30 protein-coding genes, 3 tRNA genes and 2 pseudogenes are annotated in these 23161 nt (G+C 49.5%); 9 read left to right on the top strand and 26 right to left on the bottom strand.

Annotated features, from left to right (window positions below; translation table 11 throughout):
* Positions 1–9 precede the first annotated feature (9 nt).
* The 10 genes from B9P82_RS28560 to B9P82_RS29100 form a co-directional block, all read right to left on the bottom strand.
* Positions 10–183, bottom strand: coding sequence for a hypothetical protein (locus tag B9P82_RS28560; protein ID WP_016155221.1), 174 nt, complete (start codon positions 181–183; stop codon positions 10–12).
* On the bottom strand, positions 180–386 hold the full coding sequence (locus B9P82_RS23170) for a hypothetical protein (protein WP_003835835.1): 207 nt from the start codon (positions 384–386) through the stop codon (positions 180–182). The genes B9P82_RS28560 and B9P82_RS23170 overlap by 4 nt, the downstream gene beginning before the upstream one ends.
* Positions 386–1351, bottom strand: coding sequence for a DNA adenine methylase (locus tag B9P82_RS23175; RefSeq protein WP_003835833.1), 966 nt, complete (start codon positions 1349–1351; stop codon positions 386–388). The genes B9P82_RS23170 and B9P82_RS23175 overlap by 1 nt, the downstream gene beginning before the upstream one ends.
* Positions 1352–1361: 10 nt before the next feature.
* Positions 1362–1910 carry a 3'-5' exonuclease gene (locus B9P82_RS23180; protein WP_101701021.1) on the bottom strand — a complete coding sequence of 183 codons (549 nt, stop codon included), beginning with the start codon at positions 1908–1910 and terminating at the stop codon, positions 1362–1364.
* Positions 1910–2131, bottom strand: coding sequence for a hypothetical protein (locus B9P82_RS23185; RefSeq protein ID WP_101701022.1), 222 nt, complete (start codon positions 2129–2131; stop codon positions 1910–1912). The genes B9P82_RS23180 and B9P82_RS23185 overlap by 1 nt, the downstream gene beginning before the upstream one ends.
* 67 nt (positions 2132–2198) lie before the next feature.
* Complete coding sequence (locus B9P82_RS23190; RefSeq protein WP_016155219.1) at positions 2199–2471, bottom strand: hypothetical protein; 273 nt, start codon at positions 2469–2471, stop codon at positions 2199–2201.
* Positions 2472–2684: 213 nt separating this feature from the next.
* Positions 2685–2918: a phage filamentation protein Fil family protein gene (locus B9P82_RS23200; RefSeq protein ID WP_016155217.1), complete on the bottom strand. Its 234-nt coding sequence runs from the start codon at positions 2916–2918 to the stop codon at positions 2685–2687.
* A gap of 12 nt (positions 2919–2930) precedes the next feature.
* A complete protein-coding gene (locus tag B9P82_RS28565) occupies positions 2931–3104 on the bottom strand; it encodes a hypothetical protein (protein WP_168188465.1) in 174 nt (57 codons plus the stop codon).
* Positions 3094–3324 (bottom strand): DUF4761 family protein, encoded by a 231-nt coding sequence (locus B9P82_RS23205; protein ID WP_306414255.1) that lies wholly within the window; start codon positions 3322–3324, stop codon positions 3094–3096. Before B9P82_RS23205 ends, B9P82_RS28565 begins: the two co-directional genes overlap by 11 nt.
* Positions 3305–3508: a hypothetical protein gene (locus B9P82_RS29100; RefSeq protein ID WP_024142410.1), complete on the bottom strand. Its 204-nt coding sequence runs from the start codon at positions 3506–3508 to the stop codon at positions 3305–3307. Before B9P82_RS29100 ends, B9P82_RS23205 begins: the two co-directional genes overlap by 20 nt.
* Positions 3509–3782: 274 nt before the next feature.
* On the opposite strand from B9P82_RS29100, the gene B9P82_RS23220 reads away from it, so the two are divergent.
* From B9P82_RS23220 to B9P82_RS23235, 4 genes are read left to right on the top strand one after another with little or no spacing between them, the layout of a single operon-like run.
* Positions 3783–4208, top strand: coding sequence for a helix-turn-helix domain-containing protein (locus tag B9P82_RS23220; protein ID WP_246842154.1), 426 nt, complete (start codon positions 3783–3785; stop codon positions 4206–4208).
* 13 nt (positions 4209–4221) lie between these two features.
* On the top strand, positions 4222–4851 hold the full coding sequence (locus tag B9P82_RS23225) for a membrane protein (protein WP_039268412.1): 630 nt from the start codon (positions 4222–4224) through the stop codon (positions 4849–4851).
* Positions 4852–4867: 16 nt separating this feature from the next.
* The gene (locus B9P82_RS23230) at positions 4868–5734 is read left to right on the top strand and encodes a BRCT domain-containing protein (protein ID WP_101701024.1); all 867 of its coding nucleotides are present in this window, start codon (positions 4868–4870) and stop codon (positions 5732–5734) included.
* Complete coding sequence (locus tag B9P82_RS23235) at positions 5731–6738, top strand: phage integrase (RefSeq protein ID WP_039268413.1); 1008 nt, start codon at positions 5731–5733, stop codon at positions 6736–6738. Before B9P82_RS23230 ends, B9P82_RS23235 begins: the two co-directional genes overlap by 4 nt.
* 128 nt (positions 6739–6866) lie before the next feature.
* On the opposite strand, the gene B9P82_RS23240 is transcribed toward B9P82_RS23235, so the two are convergent.
* From B9P82_RS23240 to uvrY, 6 genes are all read right to left on the bottom strand, one after another.
* Positions 6867–6953, bottom strand: a tRNA-Leu gene (locus tag B9P82_RS23240).
* 12 nt (positions 6954–6965) lie between these two features.
* Positions 6966–7039, bottom strand: a tRNA-Cys gene (locus B9P82_RS23245).
* Positions 7040–7090: 51 nt separating this feature from the next.
* Positions 7091–7166: transfer RNA gene (locus tag B9P82_RS23250), tRNA-Gly, on the bottom strand.
* 151 nt (positions 7167–7317) lie between these two features.
* The gene (gene pgsA, locus B9P82_RS23255) at positions 7318–7866 is read right to left on the bottom strand and encodes a CDP-diacylglycerol--glycerol-3-phosphate 3-phosphatidyltransferase (RefSeq protein WP_016153472.1); all 549 of its coding nucleotides are present in this window, start codon (positions 7864–7866) and stop codon (positions 7318–7320) included.
* A gap of 55 nt (positions 7867–7921) precedes the next feature.
* Positions 7922–9754 (bottom strand): excinuclease ABC subunit UvrC, encoded by a 1833-nt coding sequence (gene uvrC, locus B9P82_RS23260; protein ID WP_101701025.1) that lies wholly within the window; start codon positions 9752–9754, stop codon positions 7922–7924.
* Positions 9751–10407 (bottom strand): UvrY/SirA/GacA family response regulator transcription factor, encoded by a 657-nt coding sequence (gene uvrY / locus B9P82_RS23265; RefSeq protein ID WP_006684079.1) that lies wholly within the window; start codon positions 10405–10407, stop codon positions 9751–9753. The genes uvrC and uvrY overlap by 4 nt, the downstream gene beginning before the upstream one ends.
* 458 nt (positions 10408–10865) lie before the next feature.
* Between uvrY and B9P82_RS23270 the strand changes: the two genes are divergently transcribed.
* Positions 10866–11090, top strand: coding sequence for a DUF2594 family protein (locus B9P82_RS23270; RefSeq protein WP_016153474.1), 225 nt, complete (start codon positions 10866–10868; stop codon positions 11088–11090).
* Positions 11091–11156: 66 nt separating this feature from the next.
* Here the strand turns inward: B9P82_RS23270 and sdiA are convergent, their stop codons facing one another.
* From sdiA to B9P82_RS29500, 9 genes and pseudogenes are all read right to left on the bottom strand, one after another.
* Positions 11157–11879: a transcriptional regulator SdiA gene (gene sdiA / locus B9P82_RS23275; RefSeq protein ID WP_016156833.1), complete on the bottom strand. Its 723-nt coding sequence runs from the start codon at positions 11877–11879 to the stop codon at positions 11157–11159.
* A gap of 231 nt (positions 11880–12110) precedes the next feature.
* Positions 12111–12863, bottom strand: a complete 753-nt coding sequence (gene tcyN, locus B9P82_RS23280) for an L-cystine ABC transporter ATP-binding protein TcyN (protein ID WP_003030477.1) — start codon at positions 12861–12863, stop codon at positions 12111–12113.
* Positions 12860–13528, bottom strand: coding sequence for a cystine ABC transporter permease (gene tcyL / locus B9P82_RS23285; RefSeq protein ID WP_003030474.1), 669 nt, complete (start codon positions 13526–13528; stop codon positions 12860–12862). Before tcyL ends, tcyN begins: the two co-directional genes overlap by 4 nt.
* Before the next feature lie 21 nt (positions 13529–13549).
* Positions 13550–14535 (bottom strand): annotated as a pseudogene (dcyD, locus tag B9P82_RS23290) (D-cysteine desulfhydrase).
* A gap of 106 nt (positions 14536–14641) precedes the next feature.
* Positions 14642–15442: a cystine ABC transporter substrate-binding protein gene (gene tcyJ / locus B9P82_RS23295; protein WP_016156835.1), complete on the bottom strand. Its 801-nt coding sequence runs from the start codon at positions 15440–15442 to the stop codon at positions 14642–14644.
* Between the two features lie 100 nt (positions 15443–15542).
* The gene (gene fliZ, locus B9P82_RS23300; RefSeq protein WP_016153478.1) at positions 15543–16094 is read right to left on the bottom strand and encodes a flagella biosynthesis regulatory protein FliZ; all 552 of its coding nucleotides are present in this window, start codon (positions 16092–16094) and stop codon (positions 15543–15545) included.
* A gap of 57 nt (positions 16095–16151) precedes the next feature.
* Positions 16152–16871: an RNA polymerase sigma factor FliA gene (fliA, locus tag B9P82_RS23305; RefSeq protein ID WP_016153479.1), complete on the bottom strand. Its 720-nt coding sequence runs from the start codon at positions 16869–16871 to the stop codon at positions 16152–16154.
* A 162-nt stretch (positions 16872–17033) separates the two neighbouring features.
* Entirely contained in the window at positions 17034–17867 is an 834-nt protein-coding gene (locus B9P82_RS29495; protein ID WP_371412089.1) for a flagellin, read from the bottom strand.
* A 321-nt stretch (positions 17868–18188) separates the two neighbouring features.
* Positions 18189–18557, bottom strand: a pseudogene (locus B9P82_RS29500) (flagellin FliC); the annotation flags it as partial.
* 255 nt (positions 18558–18812) lie between these two features.
* On the opposite strand from B9P82_RS29500, the gene fliD reads away from it, so the two are divergent.
* The 4 genes from fliD (at position 18813) to amyA (ending at position 22569) form a co-directional block, all read left to right on the top strand.
* Positions 18813–20219 (top strand): flagellar filament capping protein FliD, encoded by a 1407-nt coding sequence (fliD, locus tag B9P82_RS23320; protein ID WP_101701026.1) that lies wholly within the window; start codon positions 18813–18815, stop codon positions 20217–20219.
* Positions 20220–20234: 15 nt separating this feature from the next.
* On the top strand, positions 20235–20642 hold the full coding sequence (gene fliS, locus B9P82_RS23325) for a flagellar export chaperone FliS (RefSeq protein WP_046274968.1): 408 nt from the start codon (positions 20235–20237) through the stop codon (positions 20640–20642).
* Positions 20642–21013 carry a flagella biosynthesis regulatory protein FliT gene (gene fliT / locus B9P82_RS23330; protein ID WP_003030458.1) on the top strand — a complete coding sequence of 124 codons (372 nt, stop codon included), beginning with the start codon at positions 20642–20644 and terminating at the stop codon, positions 21011–21013. Before fliS ends, fliT begins: the two co-directional genes overlap by 1 nt.
* Positions 21014–21081: 68 nt before the next feature.
* Complete coding sequence (gene amyA, locus B9P82_RS23335) at positions 21082–22569, top strand: alpha-amylase (RefSeq protein WP_101701027.1); 1488 nt, start codon at positions 21082–21084, stop codon at positions 22567–22569.
* Positions 22570–22609: 40 nt separating this feature from the next.
* On the opposite strand, the gene yedD is transcribed toward amyA, so the two are convergent.
* A complete protein-coding gene (gene yedD, locus B9P82_RS23340) occupies positions 22610–23023 on the bottom strand; it encodes a lipoprotein YedD (protein WP_101701028.1) in 414 nt (137 codons plus the stop codon).
* Positions 23024–23161 lie beyond the last annotated feature (138 nt).

Raw genomic sequence — 23161 nt, forward strand, 5'->3', positions numbered from 1 at the left:
GCGCACCACCTACACCGTCACGGTGTCGCCGGGCTTAACCTGCCGGGCGTCTTTTTCGGTATCACGGATAATGGTCGTGCTGCTGTACCTGCCCCAGCTCAACACCTCCACCTCAACGATCCAGAAATGGCGGTATGGGCGAACGTCGAGCACGCGAGTGATCACTGCATCAACTGTGTTCATCGGGTGGCGACCTCCCGAATCTCTTCGATTGAATCAAGCAGCAGTCGACGGCGGGTACGTTCGGCAAAGTGACGTTTGCCAGTGTCTTTCCGGTAGCACTCTGTTTTACCGACTACCCACATGGATTCCGTCTGGTGCAACTTCTTGCGCTGCGGGCCATCTTTGGTAATAACGATGCCCGTATGAGTCTTTTTGATGGTCATCAGAAAGGCTCCTGCGTTTCACAGCCCTTGGCAGGGTCGAAGCCTAAAAACATCTCGCCGTAAGTTGCATTCCCCATTACCGGTCCACAATCCGGGCAGCAGCCACCGCCAGCACGATCGCAGCCATCACACACGCGAAGAACGCCAATAACCTCGCCAGCCATATCGCGGCTTTTGGCGCTCACAGAGCGGCGGACACTCAGGGAGTGAAGGTTGAAGGCGGAATAAATTTCGCGGGTATCAGGCGTGTCGCTGTTTGAGATGATCGAGCGGATGCCATGCTGGCGATTGACATCCAGCAAGGCTTTAACCAGCTCACGATGATCGTCCAGGGTGAATGGCTTACCGTAAGCGGTGAAGTTGGCGGTTTCACTGGCTGGAATGTATGGCGGATCGCAGTAAATGACTTTGTCAAAATCCAGTTCCACGATGTAGCGAATGGAATGGCGAAAGTCACAATGGATGAAAACGGTGTTTGTGTTATTGGCCTTTTCGGCGAATAAGCGCACTTCCTTTTCAGGGAAGTAAGGCGCGGCATATTTACCGAATGGAACGTTAAATTCCCCCCTCAGATTAGTGCGATACAGCCCGTTAAATCCATGGCGGTTCAGATACAGAAATAATGCGGCATACAGCAAAGCCTGATCAGGCCTGGAGGTATCACTCCACTGCATGGAGTTAAAAAGCGTCCTTCGTGCGTAGTAGCGATCTTCGGTGTTATCGCCATGAAACATCGATCTCGTGATGTTGATCAGGCGTTCGGTATCCATCGTGACCACGCGGAAGAAATTGATCAGCGCGCGATTGCTGTCGCAAAGAATGTAGCGGCGGTATTCCGTGTTCATAAACACAGTTCCGCTTCCTACAAATGGCTCAATCAGACAATCGGCCTTCGGCAAGTGCTCCAGCAGCTGCGGCATAACGCGAGTTTTACCGCCCGCCCATTTGATTGGTGATCTGATCATTATCTTGCCCTCACAACGATTCGAGGTGTGGGGAAGTCAGGCGTTGCCAGACCTCGCTAACCTGCTCGGCGCGATAAACAGCATCTGTCAGCATGTAAGTTGCAGTAGAGCGGCGCGGATGCGGGACGTATCCGGTAACGCCAGCAATATGAATTAATGTCGAGAGGTAACGAATGTCGAAAGACGGTAAAGACTGCCCGAGACCATGTCGGGAAAGAGCATACGCAAGCGTAGCAACGTCCGCTGAGTCGCCAGCAGACCAGCAAATGAGTTTTTCGTGTTTTGATGCTGTTGTCTTAATAAAATGGCAAGCGCCACCAACAGCAGAGATCTCGCTACATGTTGCATTAATAACTTCGGCTCGCTGTTCAGCATCTCCCTTCATGAGCTGCAAAACTGCTTCGGGGTAAATACCGCCCACAGTTCTGATATCAATGGCTCGGTAATATTGCGGACCTATCTTCCCCGTTGAGGGTTCGAAAAAAACGCACTCAATAGCGAATACTGGAGAATCAGGGGATTTCCCCAATACGCGAATATCTAACATGATGTTGTTCATTAGCTTTTATCCTCATTGATGATTAATTCACGGTTGCTGATCCACCGCTCGACTGATGAATAAATTTCTTCCGGGGTAGCGCTTTCCTTTTTCAACTGGCCGACAAAAATACGAAGCAACCCCAAAAGGTGAGCGCGTTCGTGTTTTCGTGCATTGGTGCTTATCTCTACAAACTCCGGATCACTTATTTCGCTATCCAGCTTTATTGACTTAATCGACATGCAACCTCCTGAAAAAGGCAAAACGAATCCCCGGCAAAATGAATGCCGTTAATTTAAGCCTTCTTAATTAGTGGTTAGGGCGAGGTTTTCTTTTAACTTGTTTAAACAACCTTTCGTGCCAGTAATAAAGAAAATCAATAAAAGTCATTCGCGCCCGCGCATGATTCCCGCGAATTGTTTTTTCAAGACCATAAATGATTAAATCAATTGATGGGCTGTCAGGAGTTACAACAATGCGCGCACCATTTTTTAAATTAACAGTAAAGCCTTTCTCCGCGTTTTCTACCGCTTCGCGAATCAGCATTTCCCGTTCCCACGATGTTTTCTCTTCTGTAAACATATAAACCTCATGGTTTGTTTGGTGGCATACATGGTTCAGCAACTACATCCAGTTCTGCCACTCTTTTAGCGGCATAGACCAGCTCGTTATCACTCAGGCCAAGAAGCGATTGAATCCGCAGTAGCGCAAGTTCCGCCTTTGCCACTCTAACTCTTCGAGCTTTCCGCATTGCTTGCTGGGTAGCTTGCGAAAGCTGGTGCGCTCCGATCAGACTCATTTGCAGCCACACTTTTTAAAAAGGTGGATTACAGCACTCAATAAACCCTTATTTATTTTTGCCGTATAAACAAACGGTTTATTCATTTCTTTAATAAAACGAACCTTATTAGGTTCTGGCTTAAAGAAACGTCCGTCAGGAGTTTCAATCCATCCGCGAGTGTTACTGTAATGCGTAACCTGACAACCATGCTTTAACAGACTGGCAAGTGACGGCGTGTTATCGTTCATAAAATGCCCCTATTACAATTGTCTTCGCGCCTTGCGCTCCACTTCTTCACGTCGAGACCTAAATTCAGATAATGCTTTATCTTTTTTCTGGTTTATCTTTTTACAGTGCATTCTTATCAGGATCTGAATCAGGCTCAAAACAAACACGGCAAAAATAAAAAGCCCGATAGCCATTTCAAGTTTCATTTCTTCCACCATTTTTTAGTTTATCAATGGTTCGCATTGCCTCTGCTAATGCAAAGTCTCTGCCGAAATAATTCCCATCATTCATCACGCGATATGCGCGCTGCATTGTTCTGGAGTTTTTAGGACACATGTGGATAGTGAATCCCCGATACACATAATTGTGTCGACTCAGTTGGATTAGCTGATTCATGATTTTCCTGTCAACTGTTTGCAATGGCATCCTTGAGCATGGCTATCATGTTTACTTCCACCTTGCCCCCTGATAGCTCTTTAGGCCTGATAATTATCCTTCCGTCGCGAACCATTAACCTGCATGTGTCGAATGGAATGCCGGTTAGTCTGGAATACTCCTTGAGAGATACATAAGGAGCAGCAACATTCATATTGATGGTCACGCCCGTCATTTCTACCTCACACGCTAGTATCAGTTACCAGATTGCGGCAAATGTGTGGATTTCATGCACTCAAGCCCGCGCAAAAAAACTATGCGAACCATATTTGAAGCGGATCGGCATTCAGCTTCTGCCATTGCTTCAATCTCAGTGCGTTCTTCAGGTGACAGACGTAGCGGTAAAGACCCTCCCGCAACGCTGTTTTTGGGCGTACGCGCCCGCTGTGTGTTTTGTGCTTGTGTCATAGTGGTATATTGTGATCTGCTAAGTGTCTGTGGAAAACATTATGAGAACAGCAGTTCTCATTGTCAAACGGTGTTTTATGAACTTTGATTCTCAATGCGCTATCAGATTGAAAAATGAACGGAAAAGATTGGGCTTTAATCAAGCCTCCATTGCAGAACTTTGCGGTATATCCAGAGAAATTTGGGGGAAGTATGAGCGAGGCGCTGCCGTTCCCGGCGGCAATGTTTTGTGTTCCTTCGCCCTCAATGGGGCTAACGTCCAGTTCATTTTGACAGGGCAAGAATCTGGTGGTGTTGCACTAACACGGGACGAGCATGATCTAATTAATCATTTCAGAAACGCCCCATTAGCCATCAAAGCTGCTGTATTTGCAGCCTTAACGGCTGGCAACTCCGTCTCAAACTCAGTCAATGTGTCAGGAAATGGCAACCGAGTGGCTGGCAGGGATTACAACGAAAAAAAATAAATAGGGAAGCAGTATGGAAGTGAATTCCTCTGGAGATCAAAACCGCACCGCTGGACGCGACTTCACAGAAAACCGCGTTCAGATCGATAAATTTGATGGTCGTCACACCATCAACATTGCGATTCCCTCAGATACTCACGATGAGCGTCCTTTGGTTAGGGCGCAGAGAAAAGAACTTAATGCCCTAGTAGCACTTGTTTCTGATTCCTACGGCAATGAAGCATATGAGATCTGGCAAAAGCTGCATGCAGAGATTGGCGTTTCGAGTATCGAAGAAATGACCGTCAACCAATATCAGACTGCAGTTAGCTTTTTGCAGTCCATGCTCGAACGCGCTAAGGATAAAGATGCAAGTAAAGCACTTGTTAGCCTTCTCCTTCGAAATAGTGAAGACAGCGAATTGAGGCAGAAACTGATTCGTTATTGCCATGTTAACTTCGGAACTGGTCGACTGAATGACCTAACACGCAACCAGCTTCAAATGTGTTTATCGTGGCTGGACCAGCAAACACAAGATATTCCGCCTTCTCCCCCGAGAGAGAATCACTCTCCATTGGATGTCACTACATTGCTGCGATCCCACGCTAAAGAATTCATTGTCATCTTCTTAATTGGTTTCCTGTTAGGTTCATTATTTTTCTGACTTCGTGGGGTTTTATATGAGGACTATTTGTTTTACAGGTTTTGGGAAAAAAGACAAAAATGAGCTTATTGAAATTGCTAAGGCTCGTGGATATGTCGTTAGAAGTGATGTCACCAAGGATCTTAACTATCTCTGTTGCGGTGAAAATGCTGGTCCGAGCAAAATAAAAAAGGCATCTCAGCAAGGTTCAGAGGTGCTGTCGACCGAGCAATTTCTAAACCTATCCCCCTTGTCGGATGCGCAAAATATAGAAGGTCAAAAGGGCAATACACCAACATTTACAATCCATGATGAACACCCTCTTCTGGACCTGATCTGGTCGTCAATTGATACCAAAGATAATTTATCAATCATTTATCACGGAGGTGAACGATCCGGAGCAGCAAGAGATATCCTTCCTCTGACATTGCTTGATAACTTTACGCTGCGAGCAGCGGACCTATCATCTCCGACTCACCCGGTAAAAACATTCAGCTTGGAAAAAATTGAAATACCTGGTGTAGCAAGGCTCCCATCCCTGCCAAGAAAACGTAATGAGAGTAAGAAAAAACAATACTCCGTTGGCTTATATAAAAATATCGAAGAAGTGCATTTAGCATTTGCCGATACACTTCATGGTATGGGGTGGCATGTTGCTACTTATCAAGATGATGCAGGCCTTTGCAATCGTTTGGATGTCTGTGACTTTTTCAAAAATGGTAAACCACGCAAAACTCCAGTTGTAAGTTTATCCTTCCAACCAGAAAATCAAACGCGCCCATTCGTTTGTAGGTGTCGAGATATCGAATTTACATCAACCTATGCACATCTTGATAACGCTGCGGAAATGTTCATTTCACTCGCGTATGCAGGATCTGATGATGATGCAGAGGTGAGTAATTGACCGTCCGAAAACTACCCTCCGGTAAATGGCTTTGTCAGTGCTTCCCTTACGGGCGTGATGGGAAACGCATACGTAAGCAATTTGCTACCAAAGGTGAGGCGCTCTCCCATGAGCGCCGTTTAATGAATAACGCTGCAAACCAGCCGGTAAACGACAGCGCAGTGACTCTTTCGGCATTCGTTGAACGCTGGTACGAGATGCATGGCAAAACGCTCTCATCTGGTGATGAAAGAAAGGTGAAATTACTGGCCATATGCGAACGTCTTGGTGATCCATTGGCTTCTCACTTTGATAAAAACACTTTCGCTGTATACCGGGAACGGCGTTTGAGTGGTGAATGGAATCAGAAAGGCAAGAAGAAGCTGAGTGAAGCGACAGTAAACCGCGAGCAGTCTTATCTGCATGCAGTATTCTCGGAAATGAAGCGGCTGGGGGAATGGGAAGGAGATAACCCGCTGTCTGGAATCAGGCAGTTCAAAGAAGGTGATCAGGAGCTGGCTTTTCTGTATGAGGAAGAAATTGACCGATTGCTTGCAGCATGCGACCAGTCCGCAAATAAAGATTTAGGGATTATCGTACGGATTTGTCTGGCGACCGGTGCACGATGGAGCGAGGCTCAAGACTTAAAGCAATCTCAAATCCTTCCTGGTCGTCTGACGTTTACGCAAACCAAAAGCAAGAAGAACCGCACAGTGCCAATTTCACAACAACTACAGGCGATGCTCCCTAAAAAGCGTGGTGCCCTTTTCTCACCCGCATACGAGGCTTTTAAGGCAGCTCTCGCACGCGCAGGTATAGAGCTACCCAAAGGACAGCGTACCCATGTACTACGTCATACATTCGCGAGTCACTTCATGATGCGAGGTGGGAATATTTTGGTGTTACAGCAAATTCTCGGGCACAGCACGATCATGATGACAATGAGGTATGCGCATTTTGCCCCAAACCACCTTGATGCTGCGGTAGCACTTAACCCGTTCGATAACCGCCAAGAGGCAAAATAGACAAACACAAAAATATGCTGCCACGCTGCTGCCATTTTGCTGCCACTGGCAAACGACAAAAACAAAAAAACCACCCGTAGGTGGTTTCACGACACTGCTTATTGCTTTGATTATTCTGTTCTTTCCCATGGTACCCGGAGTGGGACTTGAACCCACACAGCGCGAACGCCGAGGGATTTTAAATCCCTTGTGTCTACCGATTCCACCATCCGGGCTCGGGAAGAAATTGGAGGCGCGTTCCGGAGTCGAACCGGACTAGACGGATTTGCAATCCGCTACATAACCGCTTTGCTAACGCGCCGAAATCTTCTGGCTTTTCAGCCGACATCCGCTATTGCCGATGTCTTTAATTTGGAGCGGGAAACGAGACTCGAACTCGCGACCCCGACCTTGGCAAGGTCGTGCTCTACCAACTGAGCTATTCCCGCATCACCAAGTAACTTTGTTAATCACTTGATTTTGTTATCGTCTGGCAATCAGTGCTGCCGTTCGATGCGTTGCATTCTACTTACCTGACGCAATGAGTCAACGATATTTTTCACCACTGACGATCGTTTGCTGAAATTTGCGCCGAAACGATCACTGTTCAAGCAAATCTCCCCACGCAGCGCTCAAATACTGGAACATTGACCACAACGTCAGTATCGCGGCAACGAAGAAAAGTGCGATCCCGGCGTACTCTACCCAAATATTTGGACGCCACAGCAGCCATGCGAGCGCGGCCATTTGCGAAGTGGTTTTCACTTTGCCGATCCAGGACACCGCCACACTGCTACGTTTACCCAGTTCAGCCATCCACTCACGCAGCGCAGAGATAATAATTTCACGCGCGATCATCGTGGCGGCAGGAAGCGTTACCCACCAGCTGTGATAGTGCTCGGTCACCAGCACCATCGCGATAGCCACCAGTACCTTATCAGCGACCGGATCGAGGAAGGCGCCAAAACGCGTGCTTTGGTTCCAGCGACGCGCCAGATAGCCGTCAAACCAGTCGGTGACCGCCGCAATACAGAAGATCAGCGCACAAACGAAGGGAGCCCAGGTGAATGGCAGATAAAAAGCCAATACAAAGAATGGGATCAGGATGACGCGAAACAGCGTGAGCAACGTAGGGATATTAAATTGCATATGACGGATAACTATCTGTTGTCAGTAAAATTACCCCTATGTTGCTACAGAGGGCCTAATGTTTCAACGAGTAGAAGATCTTTTCTGCCAGAGCTTGCGAAATACCCGGCACTTTTGCAATTTCTTCAATACTCGCGTTACGAAGACCTTGCAAACCGCCCATATATTTCAACAACATCTGCCGACGCTTCGGCCCGACACCTTCAATAGTCTCCAGCGTGCTGGTACTTTTCACCTTCGCCCGTTTTTTACGGTGCCCGCTAATCGCATGATCGTGAGATTCATCGCGGATATGCTGGATAAGGTGCAATGCAGGCGAATCCGGCGGAAGGCTAAAGCCCTCACCTTCCGGCTCAAAGAACAGCGTTTCCAGACCAGCTTTACGATCGGCCCCTTTTGCCACGCCCAACAAAAGCGGGTGCTGTTTGTCCCAGGGCACGTCCAGTTCAGCAAACACGGCTTTCGCCTGCCCCAGTTGACCTTTCCCGCCATCGATCAATATGACGTCCGGAATCTTACTTTCTTCAATTGCCTTACCGTAGCGCCGGCGGAGAACCTGATTCATTGCCGCATAATCATCACCCGGCGTAATACCCGTGATGTTATAGCGGCGATACTCGGCGCGCAGTGGTCCATTGGCATCGAATACCACGCAGGAGGCTACCGTCTGTTCGCCCATCGTGTGGCTGATATCAAAGCACTCCATGCGTTTCACTGCGGGTAACTTGAGTACTGATGCCAGCGCCGTCAGGCGTTGAGTTATGGTCGAATGCTGGGAAAGTTTTGTGGTTAACGCCACCGCCGCGTTGGTACGCGCCAGCTTCAGATACCGCGCGCGATCGCCTCGCGGTTTCGTCTGAACGTTGATCTTCCGCCCGGCCAGCTCAGACAAAGAGTCCGCCAGCAGGGTTTTATCGCTAAGATTAAAATCGAGCAGGATCTCACCGGGTAAGGTGCGCATCTGACTTCCCTGCAGATAAAACTGTCCGACAAAGGTTTCAACGACCTCGCCGAGTTCTGTTCCACCAGGTACTTTCGGGAAATAGCTACGACTGCCTAACACTTTACCCTGGCGAATAAACAGCACGTGTACACAGGCCATGCCGGCGTCAAACGCCACGCCGATGACGTCCAGATCGTCTCCGGTATTAGAGACAAACTGTTTTTCGGTCACGCGGCGTACGGCCTGAATTTGGTCACGAATGCGGGCAGCCTCTTCAAACTCGAGATTTTGGCTGGCCTTTTCCATCCGGGCGATCAGCTGCGTTAATACCTGATCGTCTTTCCCGGACAGGAACAGACGAACGTAATCAACCTGCTGCGCATACTCTTCCTCACTCACCAGACCCGCCACACACGGACCGAGGCAGCGGCCAATCTGATATTGCAGACAGGGCCGCGAGCGATTGCGATAAACACTATTTTCGCACTGACGAATAGGGAAGATTTTCTGCAGCAACGCCAGCGTTTCACGTACGGCATAGCCGTTAGGAAACGGTCCAAAGTACTCGCCTTTGGCATGCTTGGCCCCGCGATGCATTGCCAGGCGAGGATGGGTATCGCCGCTGAGGAAAATAAAAGGATAGGATTTATCGTCGCGCAGCAAAACGTTATAACGCGGCTGATACAGCTTGATGTAGTTGTGCTCAAGCAATAACGCCTCGGTTTCGGTGTGCGTTACCGTGACATCAATCTGCTGTATTTGCGCGACCAGTGCTTCGGTCTTACGCGATGCGAGGTTGCTACGGAAGTAGCTGGAAAGCCTTTTTTTCAGGTCTTTCGCTTTCCCGACGTAGATGACCGTCCCGGCGTCATCATACATACGATAAACGCCGGGCTGACTGGTCACGGTTTTCAGGAACGCTTTGGCATCAAACTGATCGGTCACTGGCTTGTTAATGTCTCCGCATTACACAGGCCATGGCGAATTGCCAGGTGAGTCAGCTCAACATCGCCATGAATGTTTAATTTACTGAACATTCGATAGCGATAGCTGTTCACCGTTTTAGGACTAAGATTCAGTTGCTCTGAGATCTCATTGACCTTCTGACCTTTGGTGATCATCAGCATAATCTGCAACTCACGTTCAGACAAACTGGCAAACGGGGTTTCCGTTTTCTCAGGCTCAATCTGGCTAAGCGCCATCTGCTGAGCGATATCGGAGGCAATATAACGTTGGCCAGAATAAACCGAACGAATCGCACTCACGACCTCCTGGGGCGCAGCCCCCTTACTGAGATAGCCCGCGGCTCCCGCCTGCATGACTTTTGCAGGTAACGGGTTTTCGGTATGGACAGTCAGCATGATCACTTTAATGTCAGCCGTTGAACGCGCAATTTTACGCGTTGCCTCAAGGCCACCAATACCGGGCATATTCATGTCCATCAGCACAACGTCAACGGAATTTGAGCGGCACCATTTTACCGCATCTTCACCGCAGCACGCCTCGCCGACAACTTTAATGCCTTTTATATCTTCAAGAATGCGTCGTATCCCTGCGCGCACCAGTTCGTGGTCATCAACAAGAAAAACGTTGATCAAAGGAATATCTCCAGAATAGGGATAACGCTACCGATAGTTAATCGGTCCTATGTTAACGGGTTTTATCTCAACTTTGAAATGTAAAAATCGCCGTCTTTCGATTTTGCTCTCGTTTTTGGAAATTAGAAGGTACGACGAGTGGAAACTTTCTGTTATGGCAACCTTTTGCCACGGTTATATCTGCATAGCTGTTTCAGAATAGTGACAAAAAATTCATATTCGTCCGTTGAATGCAAAATAGGCAGCTAAAGTTGTAACAATAATTAACGAGTAAAATACTCGAAATAAACAACAGGTGGAGAAAATATATGCAGCGCAACATGTTGTTTATTTTAATGTCCGCGACTTATGTTTGCGCAGAAAACAACCGCTGATATTTTTAGCCTCGCTTATGGTATACTCCGGCGCCTTAAGATTTGACATCGCACTTTTTCATTGAAACATAACGAGGAAAATAAATGAGTACGCCTGACTTTTCCACTGCTGAGAATAACCAGGAACTGGCCAACGAAGTCACCTGCCTGAAAGCCATGTTAACGCTGATGCTGCAGGCAATGGGCCAAGCCGATGCAGGGCGCGTGATTCTTAAAATGGAAAAACAGATCGCGCTGATTGAAGATCAATCACAGGCTGCGGTATTTTCCAGCACTGTTAAGCAAATTAAACAGGCCTACCGCCAGTAATAAGAACCCGGCTGACAGCGATGCTCTCAGCCGGGTTTGCGTCTGACACTCAGAACGATAATTTACTCAGATCAGCCCGGTTGCCGCGGCATAACAGGCGATCTGCGTTTTGTTGGGTGCATTAAATTTCTTTTGCATATTTTTCTGGTGAAAGTTAACGGTATTTTCAGAAATCGACAGAATTATCGCTATCTCTGAAGAGGTTTTCCCCTCTGCCGTCCATTTCAATATCTCTTTTTCCCGCTTACTAAAGCGCATCTCTGGCGCCATGACCATGTCATCTTGCAGCCGCGTCAGTACCGACAAGCTTTCCCGCACCAGTAGTTGCATCCTGAGCTCTACCTCATCGTTTGCAAAGCGACTATTACGGACACTCGCACGCGATACCGATAAAAAACCCAACGCCCGATTAGGCAACATTAAGCATTGCGTCATCCCTTTACGTAAACCGTGATTGCGCGCAGCATCCCACAGGGGCTGTGCATCGCGAAATAAGGTATCGTTCCAGGGTAAATGCCCCTGACTGAAGTTTTCAGGCTTCAGCACCGGATCAATAGCGAAATAATTCTCGGACTGATAATGCGCCACCCATGCTTTGGGATAGGTCGTGTGAAGCGACGTTTTAGGTCGGGTAAAAGGTACGGGATGACGAACACAGAGCGCGTAAAAATCGAACTCTAAATGCTGCGTCTGTTGTTGTAGTTCATTATAGACATCCTCTGCCGTCGCCATTTCCTGAAAGCGTAACAGCATACTCCGTCGCCAGGTGAAGAAATCATGACCCTGCATACTAAGTGGTAATACCCCTGAGATTGATAATCATCCAAACATATGAAACAAGCTAACACATAAATGTATTTTATATATGCAAATTATCGGACAAATGGTCAATTACTTGAGTATTACTCAACGACGGCAGGAAGTAGCAGTATTGGGAGTTAATAATAAAGCAATAATTATAAATAGTTATGCGAACAGCACTCACCAAAAAACAATTTCGACGAGTGCTGCATGCACTATTTATTGCATCAGAAACTTTTCAAGAAACTGACGGGTTCGCGGTTGCTGCGGATGCGTGAATAAGGACTTAGCGGGCCCCTGCTCCACTATCCGTCCTTGATCCATAAATATCGCCCGATCGGCAACGTCGCGCGCAAAGCTCATTTCATGCGTCACAATCACCATGGTGCGTTTTTCCTGCGCCAGTTGGCGGATGGTGTTAAGTACCTCACCAACCAGTTCAGGATCAAGCGCGGAGGTAGGCTCATCAAAAAGAATAACCTCAGGTCGCATCGCCAACGCCCGGGCAATAGCCACGCGCTGCTGCTGCCCGCCGGACAAACGCCGCGGATAGCTGGTTTCTTTACCAGCTAACCCGACTTTCGCCAGCAGTTCGCGCGCTCGGGCTGTCGCTTCGGCTTTCGGTTCGCCTTTAACAATCACCGGACCTTCAATAATGTTTTCCAGCACCGTGCGATGCGGGAACAAATTAAAGTTCTGGAACACAAAGCCCACGTGCTGGCGCAACTGACGAATCAGACCTTTCTGCTGAGTTAACGAACGCGCGGTATCAATGGTAATCTCACCCACCTTAATGGTGCCCGCCTCCGGTTGCTCCAGCAAATTAATGCTGCGCAGCAGCGTCGTTTTGCCCGAACCGCTCGGCCCGATAATCGCCACAACTTCACCGGGTTTGACGTCAAGATCGATCCCATGCAGCACCGTTTGCCCATGGAATTTTTTGACCAGGTTTCTGACTTCGATAGCACTCATTTCGGCTCTCTCTCCTGGCGATTCAGTTGCTCTTCAAAATAGTTTTGCAGTGCAGAAAGCACCGTCGCCATCACCCAATAAATCAACGAGGCTGCCAGATACATCGTGAATACCTCCAGCGTACGCGAGGTAATCAACTGCGCCTGACGGAACAGTTCCGGTACCTGAATAGTCGCGGCCAGAGAGGTGTCCTTCACCAGGCTGATAAAGCTGTTACTCAGCGGCGGGAGCGCAACCCGCGCAGCCTGCGGCAGGATTGCCCGGCGCATGGTTTGCCACCGCGTCATACCAATACTGGCACCCGCTTCCCACTGCCCTTTGTCGATGGAGGAGATTGCCGCACGCAGCGTTTCCGCAGCGTAGGCCGCCGTATTAAGCGATAAGCCAATCATCGCCGCCGGAATAGGATCAAGCTCAATACCAAACTGCGGCAGACCGTAATAGATCATGAACAGCTGGGCAATCAACGGCGTTCCGCGAAAGATAGAGATATAAAAGCGCGCCAGCCAGCGCACAGGCAGCAGCGGCGACAGACGCATCAGCGCCAGGATAAAACCCAGCACGAGACCAAAGAACATCCCACCGATACTCAGTTGCAGCGTAAACACTGCGCCCTTGAGCAGATACGGCAGAGAATCAATCACCAGTTGGATACTTTCATGCATTAGCGTTTTTCTACCTGGTCGTTACACGTGAGGGTGGTAGGCAAACAGCGCAGGCGCCCCACCAGTATGAATAAAGAGAATTGGCCCTTCATCTTTGAAGCGCTTCTGGCTAATGCCATCAATCAGACCCGCCATCGCCTTGCCGGTATACACCGGATCCAACAAAATGCCTTCCAGACGCGCCAGCAGTTTTACCGCCTCCATGCCCTCTTCGTTTGGCGTACCGTAGCCCGGCGCATAATAATCGTCCCATAACAGGATTTCCGCTGAGGCCGTCAGTTCCAGCTCCCTGGCAATATCCTGCTGAAGTGCAACAACTTTGGGCTTTTGATCCGCCACGCTGCGTGAGACGGTCACGCCGATAAGTTCGACGTCAGGCATCAATTGCTCCAGGCCCACGGCCAGTCCGGCATGGGTTCCCGCACTACCCGAGGCCACCACTACGGAAGAGAGCGAAACGGCCCCTTCACACTGTTGGGCAATTTCCAGCGCGCTTTCCACATAGCCCAGCGCACCCAGTGCATTGGAGCCCCCAACCGGGATCACATACGGGCGGAACCCTTGCGCTTCAATCCGCGTCGCCAGATCCTGTAGCTGTGCATTCGGATCGGTCAGCGCATCGCACATTTCAATTTGCGTATTAAACAGGTCCAACAGCAGACGGTTGCCATTGGTGAGATAGTTTTCGGCAGTGGTGCCTATCGGATTTTCAACAGCGCCACGCAGTGCAGGCCTAGCTTAGCGGCGACCGCCGCCGTCTGGCGAACATGGTTAGACTGAATAGCACCCGCGGTTATCAGCGTATCCGCGCCTTCACGCAGCGCGTCTGCGGCCAGAAACTCCAGCTTACGCAGCTTATTGCCGCCCATAGCCATCGGCGTGACGTCATCGCGTTTAATGAAAATATCGCGCCCGAGGTAATCTGAGAGGCGCGGAAGATATTCGAGTGGCGTTGGCGCGCCAATAAATTCCAGACGTGGAAAGCGCGTTAAATTATGCAGCGGCATACAGCCTCCGGTATTCGTTGTTGTGATGTTCTTTTATTATGCACGTTCAGGCGCAATGAAATAAAAAAAGGCGCTGTTAAAGGCGCCTTTTTTCATCAGATGACGATTATTTCGTCACATCTGCTCCAAACCATTTTTCAGACAGAGCTTTCAGTGAACCGTCTTTCTGCATTTCAGCAATGGCTGCATCCACCGCTTTCAGCAGATCTTCATTGCCTTTACGCAGCGCCACGCCGGACTCCTGGCGGGAGAATGCTTCACCGGTAACGGCCAGCGTATCCTTGGTTTTTTTCACCAGATCCAGCGCGGCCAGACGGTCAACCAGGATGGCGTCGATACGACCTACACGCAGATCCTGATATTTGGTCGGGTCATCATCATAGGTACGAATATCCACGCCCTGCACGTTCTGGCGCAGCCACTCTTCATAGTTGGTTCCCAGACCCACGCCGACTTTTTTACCTTTCAGATCGGCAGCAGTCTTAATAACGCCTTCATTGCCTTTCTTCACCAGCGCCTGGATACCAGAGACCGTATACGGGGTAGAGAAATCGTATTTTTTCTTACGATCATCAGAGATAGTCACCTGGTTGATGACCACGTCAATGCGTTTGGAATCAAGAGAAGCCAGCATACCGTCCCATTTGGTCGGCTTCAGCGTGGCTTTCACTCCAAGATGCTTGGCCAGTTCCTCGGCAAACTCCACTTCGAAACCGGTCAGCTTGCCGTCATCGCCCTGAAAACTAAACGGGGGATAGGTCCCTTCCAGGCCCACCAGCAGCGTGCCGCGCTCTTTAACTTTATTTAACAGACCTTCATCTGCATAAGTCTTCACGCTCATTCCGGCGACAAGTGCAACAGCCATTACACCCATCAGAGCCTGACGTCCCAGAAGTGCTAATTTCATAGTTACCCCGAATATTGTCATTAGTGACTATCATTTATGACTACAGTGTAAAGCGTTTGCCGTGATCCACAAACACGACTCTGTTACACCTTATTCGTTTTTAATATATATCAGAACTGGCTGTCCAGGAGGATTTCTGCATATGTCCCATATGCGTATGGGCTTTAAACTGCTCATACTTACGCAAGGCGATGCGGTAATTGTTGGTGCTGGTTTCCGGTAGCCACGGGGCAAGGTTTTCGTCGAGAAACCCTTCCTGCAGCAGATCGTGAGAGATATTTTGTTCGGTCAGATGATTCCCGAGGCGACGCAGGCGCACAACGTATTCGCGTACCGTGCCGTGACTCATTTCGGTCTGCTCGAATAAAAATTGCTTGAAGCCGATAATGTCAAAAAAGTCGCTCTGCTCTTTGCAGTGCAAATCACCACAAAAACGACACAGCGCCACCCACTCTTTTTTCTCCTGTTCCCACTCTGCTTCATTCAGCAACGTGTCCAGTCGGGCGATGGCGATTTTATTCACAATTTGCCCGCGGCGAACCAGCGTGATCCTGTCGAGCAACTTAAAGCAATGGGCGCAATGCGTCTGGCTGTGTTTGAAATCTTTGAGGTAGCGGCTTAGAGGCCGTCTTTTTGATTGCTGCACCGTCATGAGAACTCCTGGTAGTCAATTCGTAATGCGGCATTGTTCAGGGGTAATGATGTACCCCTATAGCTTACCCAGCTTGGTGCGTAGACGTTTGATGGCCTGACTGTGCAACTGGCTAACCCGTGACTCCCCCACTTCCAGTACCGCGCCAATCTCTTTCAGATTCAGCTCTTCCTGGTAGTACAGCGTTAACACCAGCTTTTCGCGTTCCGGCAACGCTTCGATCGCGTCCATCACGCGCTGGCGGAGGTTACCCTCAAGTAGCTGCTGTAACGGGTTTTCCTGCTGATGTTCTTCCGTCACCAGCTCAATACTATCGCCATGCTCTTCCCGCCACTCGTCGTAGGAGAAGAGTTGGCTATTATTGGTATCAAGCAACATCTGACGATACTCTTGCACAGGAATAGCCAGACGCTCCGCCACTTCGGTTTCCGTCGCGTTACGCCCTAATTCCTGCTCCAGTTGCCCCATCGCCTGTGCCACTTCGCGAGCATTGCGCCGAACGCTACGCGGCACCCAATCCCGGCTACGTAGTTCGTCCAGCATCGCTCCACGAATACGCTGCACTGCGTAAGTGGTAAATGCCGTTCCTTGCAAAGCGTCATATCGGTCGACTGCATTCAATAACCCGATGCCGCCCGCTTGTAGCAGGTCATCCAGTTCTACGCTCGCCGGCAAACGCACCTGAAGGCGCAATGCTTCGTGACGCACCAACGGTACATAACGCTGCCACAGCGAGTGTTTATCCATTACACCTTCAGCGGTATACAGTGAATTCACGATAAACAGCCCTGCGTTAAATGAGTTATCGGCATGATTATCCGTTTCTGCAGGGGTTTTAATCGGGTGAATAGTGGGTGAAATGGGGGGTTATTTGGGGGTTACGGGTAAAGCTGAATGTAAAAAACCCCGCCGGAGCGGGGTTTGCGCAGTAAGCGTAAATTAACGCAGCAGAGACAGTACGTTCTGCGGAACCTGGTTGGCCTGTGCCAGTACAGAAGTACCTGCCTGCTGCAGGATCTGTGCTTTGGACATGTTGGACACTTCGGTCGCGTAGTCAGCATCTTCGATACGGCTACGTGCAGAAGTCAGGTTGTTAACGGTGTTGCCCAGGTTGGTGATGGTAGAGTCGAAACGGTTCTGCACCGCACCGAGGTCAGAACGCAGCGCATCGACCTGTGCCAGAGCTTTATCAAGAACAGCCAGCGGATCTGCAGTGCTGGTGCTTGCTTTAGCAACGTCTTCGTTAACCAGTTTAGCGCTACCGTTTTTATCGGTAGTAACATACATGGTTTTACCGCCAGTGGTCACGTTACCATCAATATCAACGGCATAAGTTGCGCCACTCGCTTTCAGCGTGCTGCCAGTTTTGGTTGCGTTCGCATTCTGCAAATCGGTAACGGTAGCGGCTTTGTTTGCGGTAGTTGCTGCAGTTGTCAGTGTACCATTCTGGCTGGTATGTAAAGCCACGTCAGTTTTCACTTCAGCATCGGTACCAGAAGCATCAGTTGATGCCCCAATGGTAAAGGTAACTGTTTTACCATCAACTTTTGCAGTATAGGTACCATTACCAAATGTTGGATCGGTACCTTCAGCAGTTTTAGTAAACTCCATACCGTCAAAATTGAATTTCTCACCAACTTTGGTATTTGCACCCAAAGTTGCCATACTCGTTGCACTGGCGTTGGCAGTTGACGTCGTCGTATAGACTGCTGATGCTGTGTTAACTTCTGAGGAATTGTCAGTTAATCCTCCATCTTTGGCGCTGACATACATGTCTTTGCCGCCAACCTGTACACCCTGAGTTTTTATATCAACAGTGATGTTTGTAACATCAGCAGCAGCAGCAGCACCAATTTTAACTTTTCCGCTGTAGTTATCAGTACCAGTCGCGCCAAACTTGGAGACCAAATCGCTGGCAGTGGCTTTCTGCGCACCGTTCACGCGGAAATCAGCTACACCAAGGCTCTGAGTATCGATTTTTTTCAGGTCAATGGAGATAGTTTCGCCATCGTTAGCGCCAACCTGAATTTTCAGAGTGTTGTCCTGAGCCAGTACTTTCACGCCGTTGAACTGAGTCTGACCGGATACGCGGTCAATTTCACCCAGACGCTGAGTGATTTCGTTCTGGATGGAAGTCAGGTCGCTATCGGAGTTAGAACCGTTAGTTGCCTGAACGGTCAGTTCACGTACACGTTGCAGGTTGTTGTTGATTTCGTTCAGAGCACCTTCTGTGGTCTGCGCGATGGAGATACCGTCGTTAGCGTTACGGGAAGCCTGAGTCAGACCTTTGATGTTTGCGGTGAAGCGGTTTGCGATCGCCTGACCAGCAGCATCGTCTTTCGCGCTGTTGATACGCAGACCAGAGGACAGACGCTCGATAGCGGAGCTCAGAGTGGACTGAGATTTGTTCAGGTTGTTCTGGGTCAACAGCGACAGGCTGTTTGTATTGATGACTTGTGCCATGATCTTTTCCTTATCAATTACAACTTGATGTTATTGGGCTGTTGCCCACGGTTTCTCACCGTAACCCATGTATCGGCACCTTAAATTCGAACTTTAGGAAATTTTTACTTTCCGCTCTCTTTTTTCTTAGCCCCTGAAATACCCTCTTTATATGCCATTATTCTGCGCATTATTTTTACAAAACTATCATTAAACTTTGCGCGCAGATTGCCGATAACCCGCTTAACTACTGTTTGCAATCACAAGGAATTAGGCATGCCTTCATTTACTTCATTGGGCGTCGGCTCAAACTTACCACTGGATACATTGCTAACAAACCTGACTACTGCTGAAAAAAAACGCTTAACCCCAATTACCCAACAGCAGAGTACGAATACGGCCAGATTAACCGCCTACGGCACGCTAAAAAGCGCGCTGGAAAAATTCCAGACGGCAAATACAACGCTGAACAGCGCCGATCTGTTTAAAAGCACAACCGTAACCAGCAGTACAGAAGATCTGACGGCCACGACCACTGCTGGCGCAGCGCCGGGGACCTATATGATTAGCGTAGCGCAACTGGCGCAGGCGCAATCATTAAGTACCAAAAGCGGTATCAGTTCGGTGAAAGAGGCGTTAGGTGATACCTCCTCCGACAGCCGCACCATTAAAATTGAGCAAAAAGGTCGCAAAGAGCCGCTGGAAATTAAACTCAGCAGAGACCAAACGTCGCTGGAAGGGATCCGTGATGCCATTAACGACGCCGACAGCGGTATTTCCGCCAGCATCGTTAAAGTTAAAGAAAATGATTATCAGTTGGTATTAACGGCCGATAGCGGTGTCGATAATAAGATGACCATTTCCGTCAGCGGCGACAGTAAGCTCAATGATTTACTGGCCTACGACAGCACCGCCGGCAGCGGAAATATGAAACAGCTGGTGGAAGCTAAAAATGCACTGTTGAAAGTTAACGGCATTGATATTGAACGCCCAAGCAACACCATTACCGATGCACCGCAGGGCGTGACGCTGAATCTGACTAAAGAAGTCACCGACGCGCGGATCACCGTCACCAAGAGCAATGAAAAAGCGACAGAAGCAATCAAAGGTTGGGTTGATGCCTACAACTCGCTGCTGGATACTTTCTCCGCGCTGACCAAATACACTGAAGTTGATCCTGGTGCCGAAACTCAGGATACGAATAATGGTGCACTGCTCGGCGACAGCGCGGTGCGTACTATTCAGACAGGCATACGCGCCCAGTTTGCCAACGGCGCCAGCGACGGTGCGTTTAAAACGTTGGGCGAAATCGGTATTACCACCGACGGTACCTCAGGCAAGCTGAAGATTGACGACACTAAGCTCGAAAAAGCGCTGAAAGATAACACCGCGGCGACTCGTCAATTACTGGTTGGTGATGGTAAAGAAACCGGTATTACCACCAAAATTGCCACCGAAGTAAAAGGTTACCTGGCCGATGACGGCATTATTGACGTTGCCCAGGACAATATTAACGCCACGCTGAAAAAGCTGACCAAACAGTATCTGGCCGTCAGCAACAGCATCGACGATACCGTCGCGCGCTACAAAGCACAGTTTACGCAGCTTGATAGCATGATGAGCAAGCTGAATAGCACCAGTAACTATCTGGGCCAGCAATTTACGGCGATGAGTAATTCCTGATAACACGAGGTAAGCATGTATACCGCGAGCGGTACCAAAGCCTATGCACAGGTCAGCATAGAGAGTGGCGTAATGAGCGCCAACCCACATCAGCTGATTGAAATGTTGTTTGATGGCGCGAACAGCGCCCTGGTGCGCGCTCGCCTGTTTATGCAACAGGGTGATATCGTCGCCAAAGGTGAGGCGTTAAGTAAAGCCATTAATATTATCGACAATGGCCTGAAGGCAGGACTTGATCAAGAGAATGGCGGCGAAATCGCCACCAATCTGTCTTCTCTGTATGACTATATGATTCGCCGTTTACTGCAAGCTAACTTGCGTAATGATTGTCAGGCCATTGAAGAAGTCGAAGGGTTACTCGGCAACATTGCAGATGCCTGGAAACAGATCTCACCGAAAGCATCTTCCCAGGAGTCTCGTTAATGACCTCAGCCGTGGAGTTTATCAACCGTTGGCAGCGCATCGCGCTGCTCAGTCACTCACTGCTGGAACTGGCGCAGCGCGGTGAATGGGACCTTTTACTGGAACAGGAAGTTACCTATCTGCAAAGTATTGAAGTGGTCATGGAAGAGCAAACTCCACCAGGCATTACGCGAAGTATTCAGGATTTAGTGGCCGGGTACATTAAACAGACGCTGGATAACGAACAACTGCTCAAAACATTGTTGCAGCAGCGTCTGGATGAACTCAGCAATCTCATCGGTCAGTCGACGCGCCAAAAGACGCTAAATAACGCTTATGGCCGTCTTTCCGGCATGCTGTTAGTTCCCGACGCCCCCACTGCACCACAATAATTTCCCGTCTCGTCTGAATAATCTTCCATACTCCAGAGGTCGGCCAAACGACTTCTGGAGCACGGAAGATGAAAAATCCCACGTTATTGCAGTATTTTCACTGGTATTACCCCGAGGGCGGTCAACTCTGGCCCGAACTTGCCGAACGCGCAGGTGGACTCAATGACATCGGCATCAATATGGTGTGGTTACCTCCCGCTTATAAAGGCGCATCCGGCGGCTATTCCGTTGGCTACGACTCCTACGATCTGTTTGATCTGGGCGAATTCGACCAAAAGGGAACCGTCGCCACCAAATATGGCGATAAAAACCAGCTGCTGGCGGCGATAGACGCGCTAAAACACAATGATATTGCCGTACTGCTCGACGTGGTGGTTAACCACAAAATGGGCGCAGATGAGAAAGAGAATATTCGTGTCCAGCGGGTTAACGCCGAGGATCGCACGCAAATAGACGATGAGATCGTCGAATGCGAAGGCTGGACGCGCTACACCTTCCCTGCCCGCGCAGGCAAGTACTCGCAATTCATTTGGGACTTTAAATGCTTCAGCGGTATTGACCATATCGAAAATCCAACCGAAGACGGCATTTTTAAAATCGTGAACGACTACACCGGCGAAGGCTGGAACGATCAGGTTGATGATGAGTTGGGTAATTTTGATTATCTGATGGGCGAAAACATCGATTTTCGCAATCACGCGGTCACCGAAGAGATCAAATACTGGGCGCGTTGGGTGATGGAGCAAACCCAGTGTGACGGCTTTCGTTTAGATGCCGTGAAACATATTCCGGCATGGTTTTATAAAGAGTGGATTGAGCACGTGCAGGAAGTCGCCCCCAAGCCGCTGTTTATCGTCGCGGAATACTGGTCGCATGAAGTCGACAAGCTGCAAACCTACATTAATCAGGTGGAGGGGAAAACCATGTTATTCGACGCCCCTTTGCAGATGAAATTCCACGAAGCCTCCCGTCAGGGACGCGATTACGACATGAGTCAGATTTTCACCGACACCCTGGTGGAAGCCGATCCGTTTCATGCCGTCACGCTGGTGGCCAATCACGACACTCAGCCCTTGCAGGCGCTGGAAGCCCCTGTCGAAGCGTGGTTTAAGCCGCTGGCCTATGCGCTGATCCTGTTGCGCGAAAACGGCGTGCCGTCAGTGTTTTATCCTGACCTCTACGGAGCGCATTACGAAGACACCGGCGGCGATGGCGAAACCTATCCTATCGACATGCCGATCATTGAACAGCTTGATGAACTGATCCTCGCGCGCCAGCGCTTCGCACACGGGGTACAGACGCTCTTTTTCGATCACCCTAACTGTATCGCTTTTAGCCGCAGCGGAACGGACGACGATCCCGGCTGTGTGGTTGTTCTGTCTAACGGCGATGACGGGGAAAAGACCATCAATCTCGGTGCGAATTACGGGAATAAAACCTGGCGCGACTATCTGGGAAATCGCGAAGAAAGCGTGGTCACCGATGAAAACGGTGAAGCGACGTTTTATTGTAACGGCGGTAGCGTCAGCGTGTGGGTGATTGAAGACGTGTTATAAAGCTCAACCCCGGTGGCCGTTGGCTACCGGGGCGTATAGCTTATGGCAGTGGCGTGGTCAGCGGCGTTTTCTTTAACGCGTCAGCACATTCCTGCGTCGGGCGGTCGACCCGCTGCAGCGTCATACCGTTATATTCCAGCGTATTGCCTTCCCGCTCAATCTCATACAGCTCGCGTTTCACCGTCACGTTGGTGAGATCGCCAGAGATCATCGTCAGTTTCCCCGGCAGCGCGATCACTCGCTGCCACTGGCGACAATCCAGCGTGTCGCCCTCTTTTGTTACCACCAGGCTGGCAATCGCTTCCGGGCTCACCAGACTGCGTTGCGGACCTTTTGACTGCCAGTATCCTTCCAGACCGGCTGGCGCTGGCGTTTTCACCACGTCGTTATAATTTTCTACTTCGGCGCATCCGGTAAGCGCCAGAAATACAGCAACGATTGCTAATTTTTTCATCATTCATCCTGCATGCGAAGAAAATGGGATTGTGGCATTAAAGGCCTGATGTCGCCAGCCTTTCGGCAGTGTCGAGAAAGATTGATCCAGACGGTGTTACCTCTTATTACTCATAGTCAAAAATTCTGATCGGTGTAG

The sequence above is a fragment of the Citrobacter sp. L55 genome (assembly GCF_002850715.1).
Lineage (GTDB): Bacteria > Pseudomonadota > Gammaproteobacteria > Enterobacterales > Enterobacteriaceae > Citrobacter > Citrobacter braakii.

What these genes read in the sequence shown, in the direction of transcription:
- B9P82_RS28560 (WP_016155221.1), bottom strand. Translation starts at nt 183, where the DNA reads ATGAACACAGTTGATGCAGTGATCACTCGCGTGCTCGACGTTCGCCCA.
- B9P82_RS23170 (WP_003835835.1), bottom strand. Translation starts at nt 386, where the DNA reads ATGACCATCAAAAAGACTCATACGGGCATCGTTATTACCAAAGATGGC.
- B9P82_RS23175 (WP_003835833.1), bottom strand. Translation starts at nt 1,351, where the DNA reads ATGATCAGATCACCAATCAAATGGGCGGGCGGTAAAACTCGCGTTATG.
- B9P82_RS23180 (WP_101701021.1), bottom strand. Translation starts at nt 1,910, where the DNA reads ATGAACAACATCATGTTAGATATTCGCGTATTGGGGAAATCCCCTGAT.
- B9P82_RS23185 (WP_101701022.1), bottom strand. Translation starts at nt 2,131, where the DNA reads ATGTCGATTAAGTCAATAAAGCTGGATAGCGAAATAAGTGATCCGGAG.
- B9P82_RS23190 (WP_016155219.1), bottom strand. Translation starts at nt 2,471, where the DNA reads ATGTTTACAGAAGAGAAAACATCGTGGGAACGGGAAATGCTGATTCGC.
- B9P82_RS23200 (WP_016155217.1), bottom strand. Translation starts at nt 2,918, where the DNA reads ATGAACGATAACACGCCGTCACTTGCCAGTCTGTTAAAGCATGGTTGT.
- B9P82_RS28565 (WP_168188465.1), bottom strand. Translation starts at nt 3,104, where the DNA reads ATGAAACTTGAAATGGCTATCGGGCTTTTTATTTTTGCCGTGTTTGTT.
- B9P82_RS23205 (WP_306414255.1), bottom strand. Translation starts at nt 3,324, where the DNA reads ATGCCATTGCAAACAGTTGACAGGAAAATCATGAATCAGCTAATCCAA.
- B9P82_RS29100 (WP_024142410.1), bottom strand. Translation starts at nt 3,508, where the DNA reads ATGACGGGCGTGACCATCAATATGAATGTTGCTGCTCCTTATGTATCT.
- B9P82_RS23220 (WP_246842154.1), top strand. Translation starts at nt 3,783, where the DNA reads ATGAGAACAGCAGTTCTCATTGTCAAACGGTGTTTTATGAACTTTGAT.
- B9P82_RS23225 (WP_039268412.1), top strand. Translation starts at nt 4,222, where the DNA reads ATGGAAGTGAATTCCTCTGGAGATCAAAACCGCACCGCTGGACGCGAC.
- B9P82_RS23230 (WP_101701024.1), top strand. Translation starts at nt 4,868, where the DNA reads ATGAGGACTATTTGTTTTACAGGTTTTGGGAAAAAAGACAAAAATGAG.
- pgsA (WP_016153472.1), bottom strand. Translation starts at nt 7,866, where the DNA reads ATGCAATTTAATATCCCTACGTTGCTCACGCTGTTTCGCGTCATCCTG.
- B9P82_RS23270 (WP_016153474.1), top strand. Translation starts at nt 10,866, where the DNA reads ATGAGTACGCCTGACTTTTCCACTGCTGAGAATAACCAGGAACTGGCC.
- sdiA (WP_016156833.1), bottom strand. Translation starts at nt 11,879, where the DNA reads ATGCAGGGTCATGATTTCTTCACCTGGCGACGGAGTATGCTGTTACGC.
- tcyN (WP_003030477.1), bottom strand. Translation starts at nt 12,863, where the DNA reads ATGAGTGCTATCGAAGTCAGAAACCTGGTCAAAAAATTCCATGGGCAA.
- tcyL (WP_003030474.1), bottom strand. Translation starts at nt 13,528, where the DNA reads ATGCATGAAAGTATCCAACTGGTGATTGATTCTCTGCCGTATCTGCTC.
- tcyJ (WP_016156835.1), bottom strand. Translation starts at nt 15,442, where the DNA reads ATGAAATTAGCACTTCTGGGACGTCAGGCTCTGATGGGTGTAATGGCT.
- fliZ (WP_016153478.1), bottom strand. Translation starts at nt 16,094, where the DNA reads ATGACGGTGCAGCAATCAAAAAGACGGCCTCTAAGCCGCTACCTCAAA.
- B9P82_RS29495 (WP_371412089.1), bottom strand. Translation starts at nt 17,867, where the DNA reads ATGTATGTCAGCGCCAAAGATGGAGGATTAACTGACAATTCCTCAGAA.
- fliD (WP_101701026.1), top strand. Translation starts at nt 18,813, where the DNA reads ATGCCTTCATTTACTTCATTGGGCGTCGGCTCAAACTTACCACTGGAT.
- fliS (WP_046274968.1), top strand. Translation starts at nt 20,235, where the DNA reads ATGTATACCGCGAGCGGTACCAAAGCCTATGCACAGGTCAGCATAGAG.
- fliT (WP_003030458.1), top strand. Translation starts at nt 20,642, where the DNA reads ATGACCTCAGCCGTGGAGTTTATCAACCGTTGGCAGCGCATCGCGCTG.
- amyA (WP_101701027.1), top strand. Translation starts at nt 21,082, where the DNA reads ATGAAAAATCCCACGTTATTGCAGTATTTTCACTGGTATTACCCCGAG.
- yedD (WP_101701028.1), bottom strand. Translation starts at nt 23,023, where the DNA reads ATGAAAAAATTAGCAATCGTTGCTGTATTTCTGGCGCTTACCGGATGC.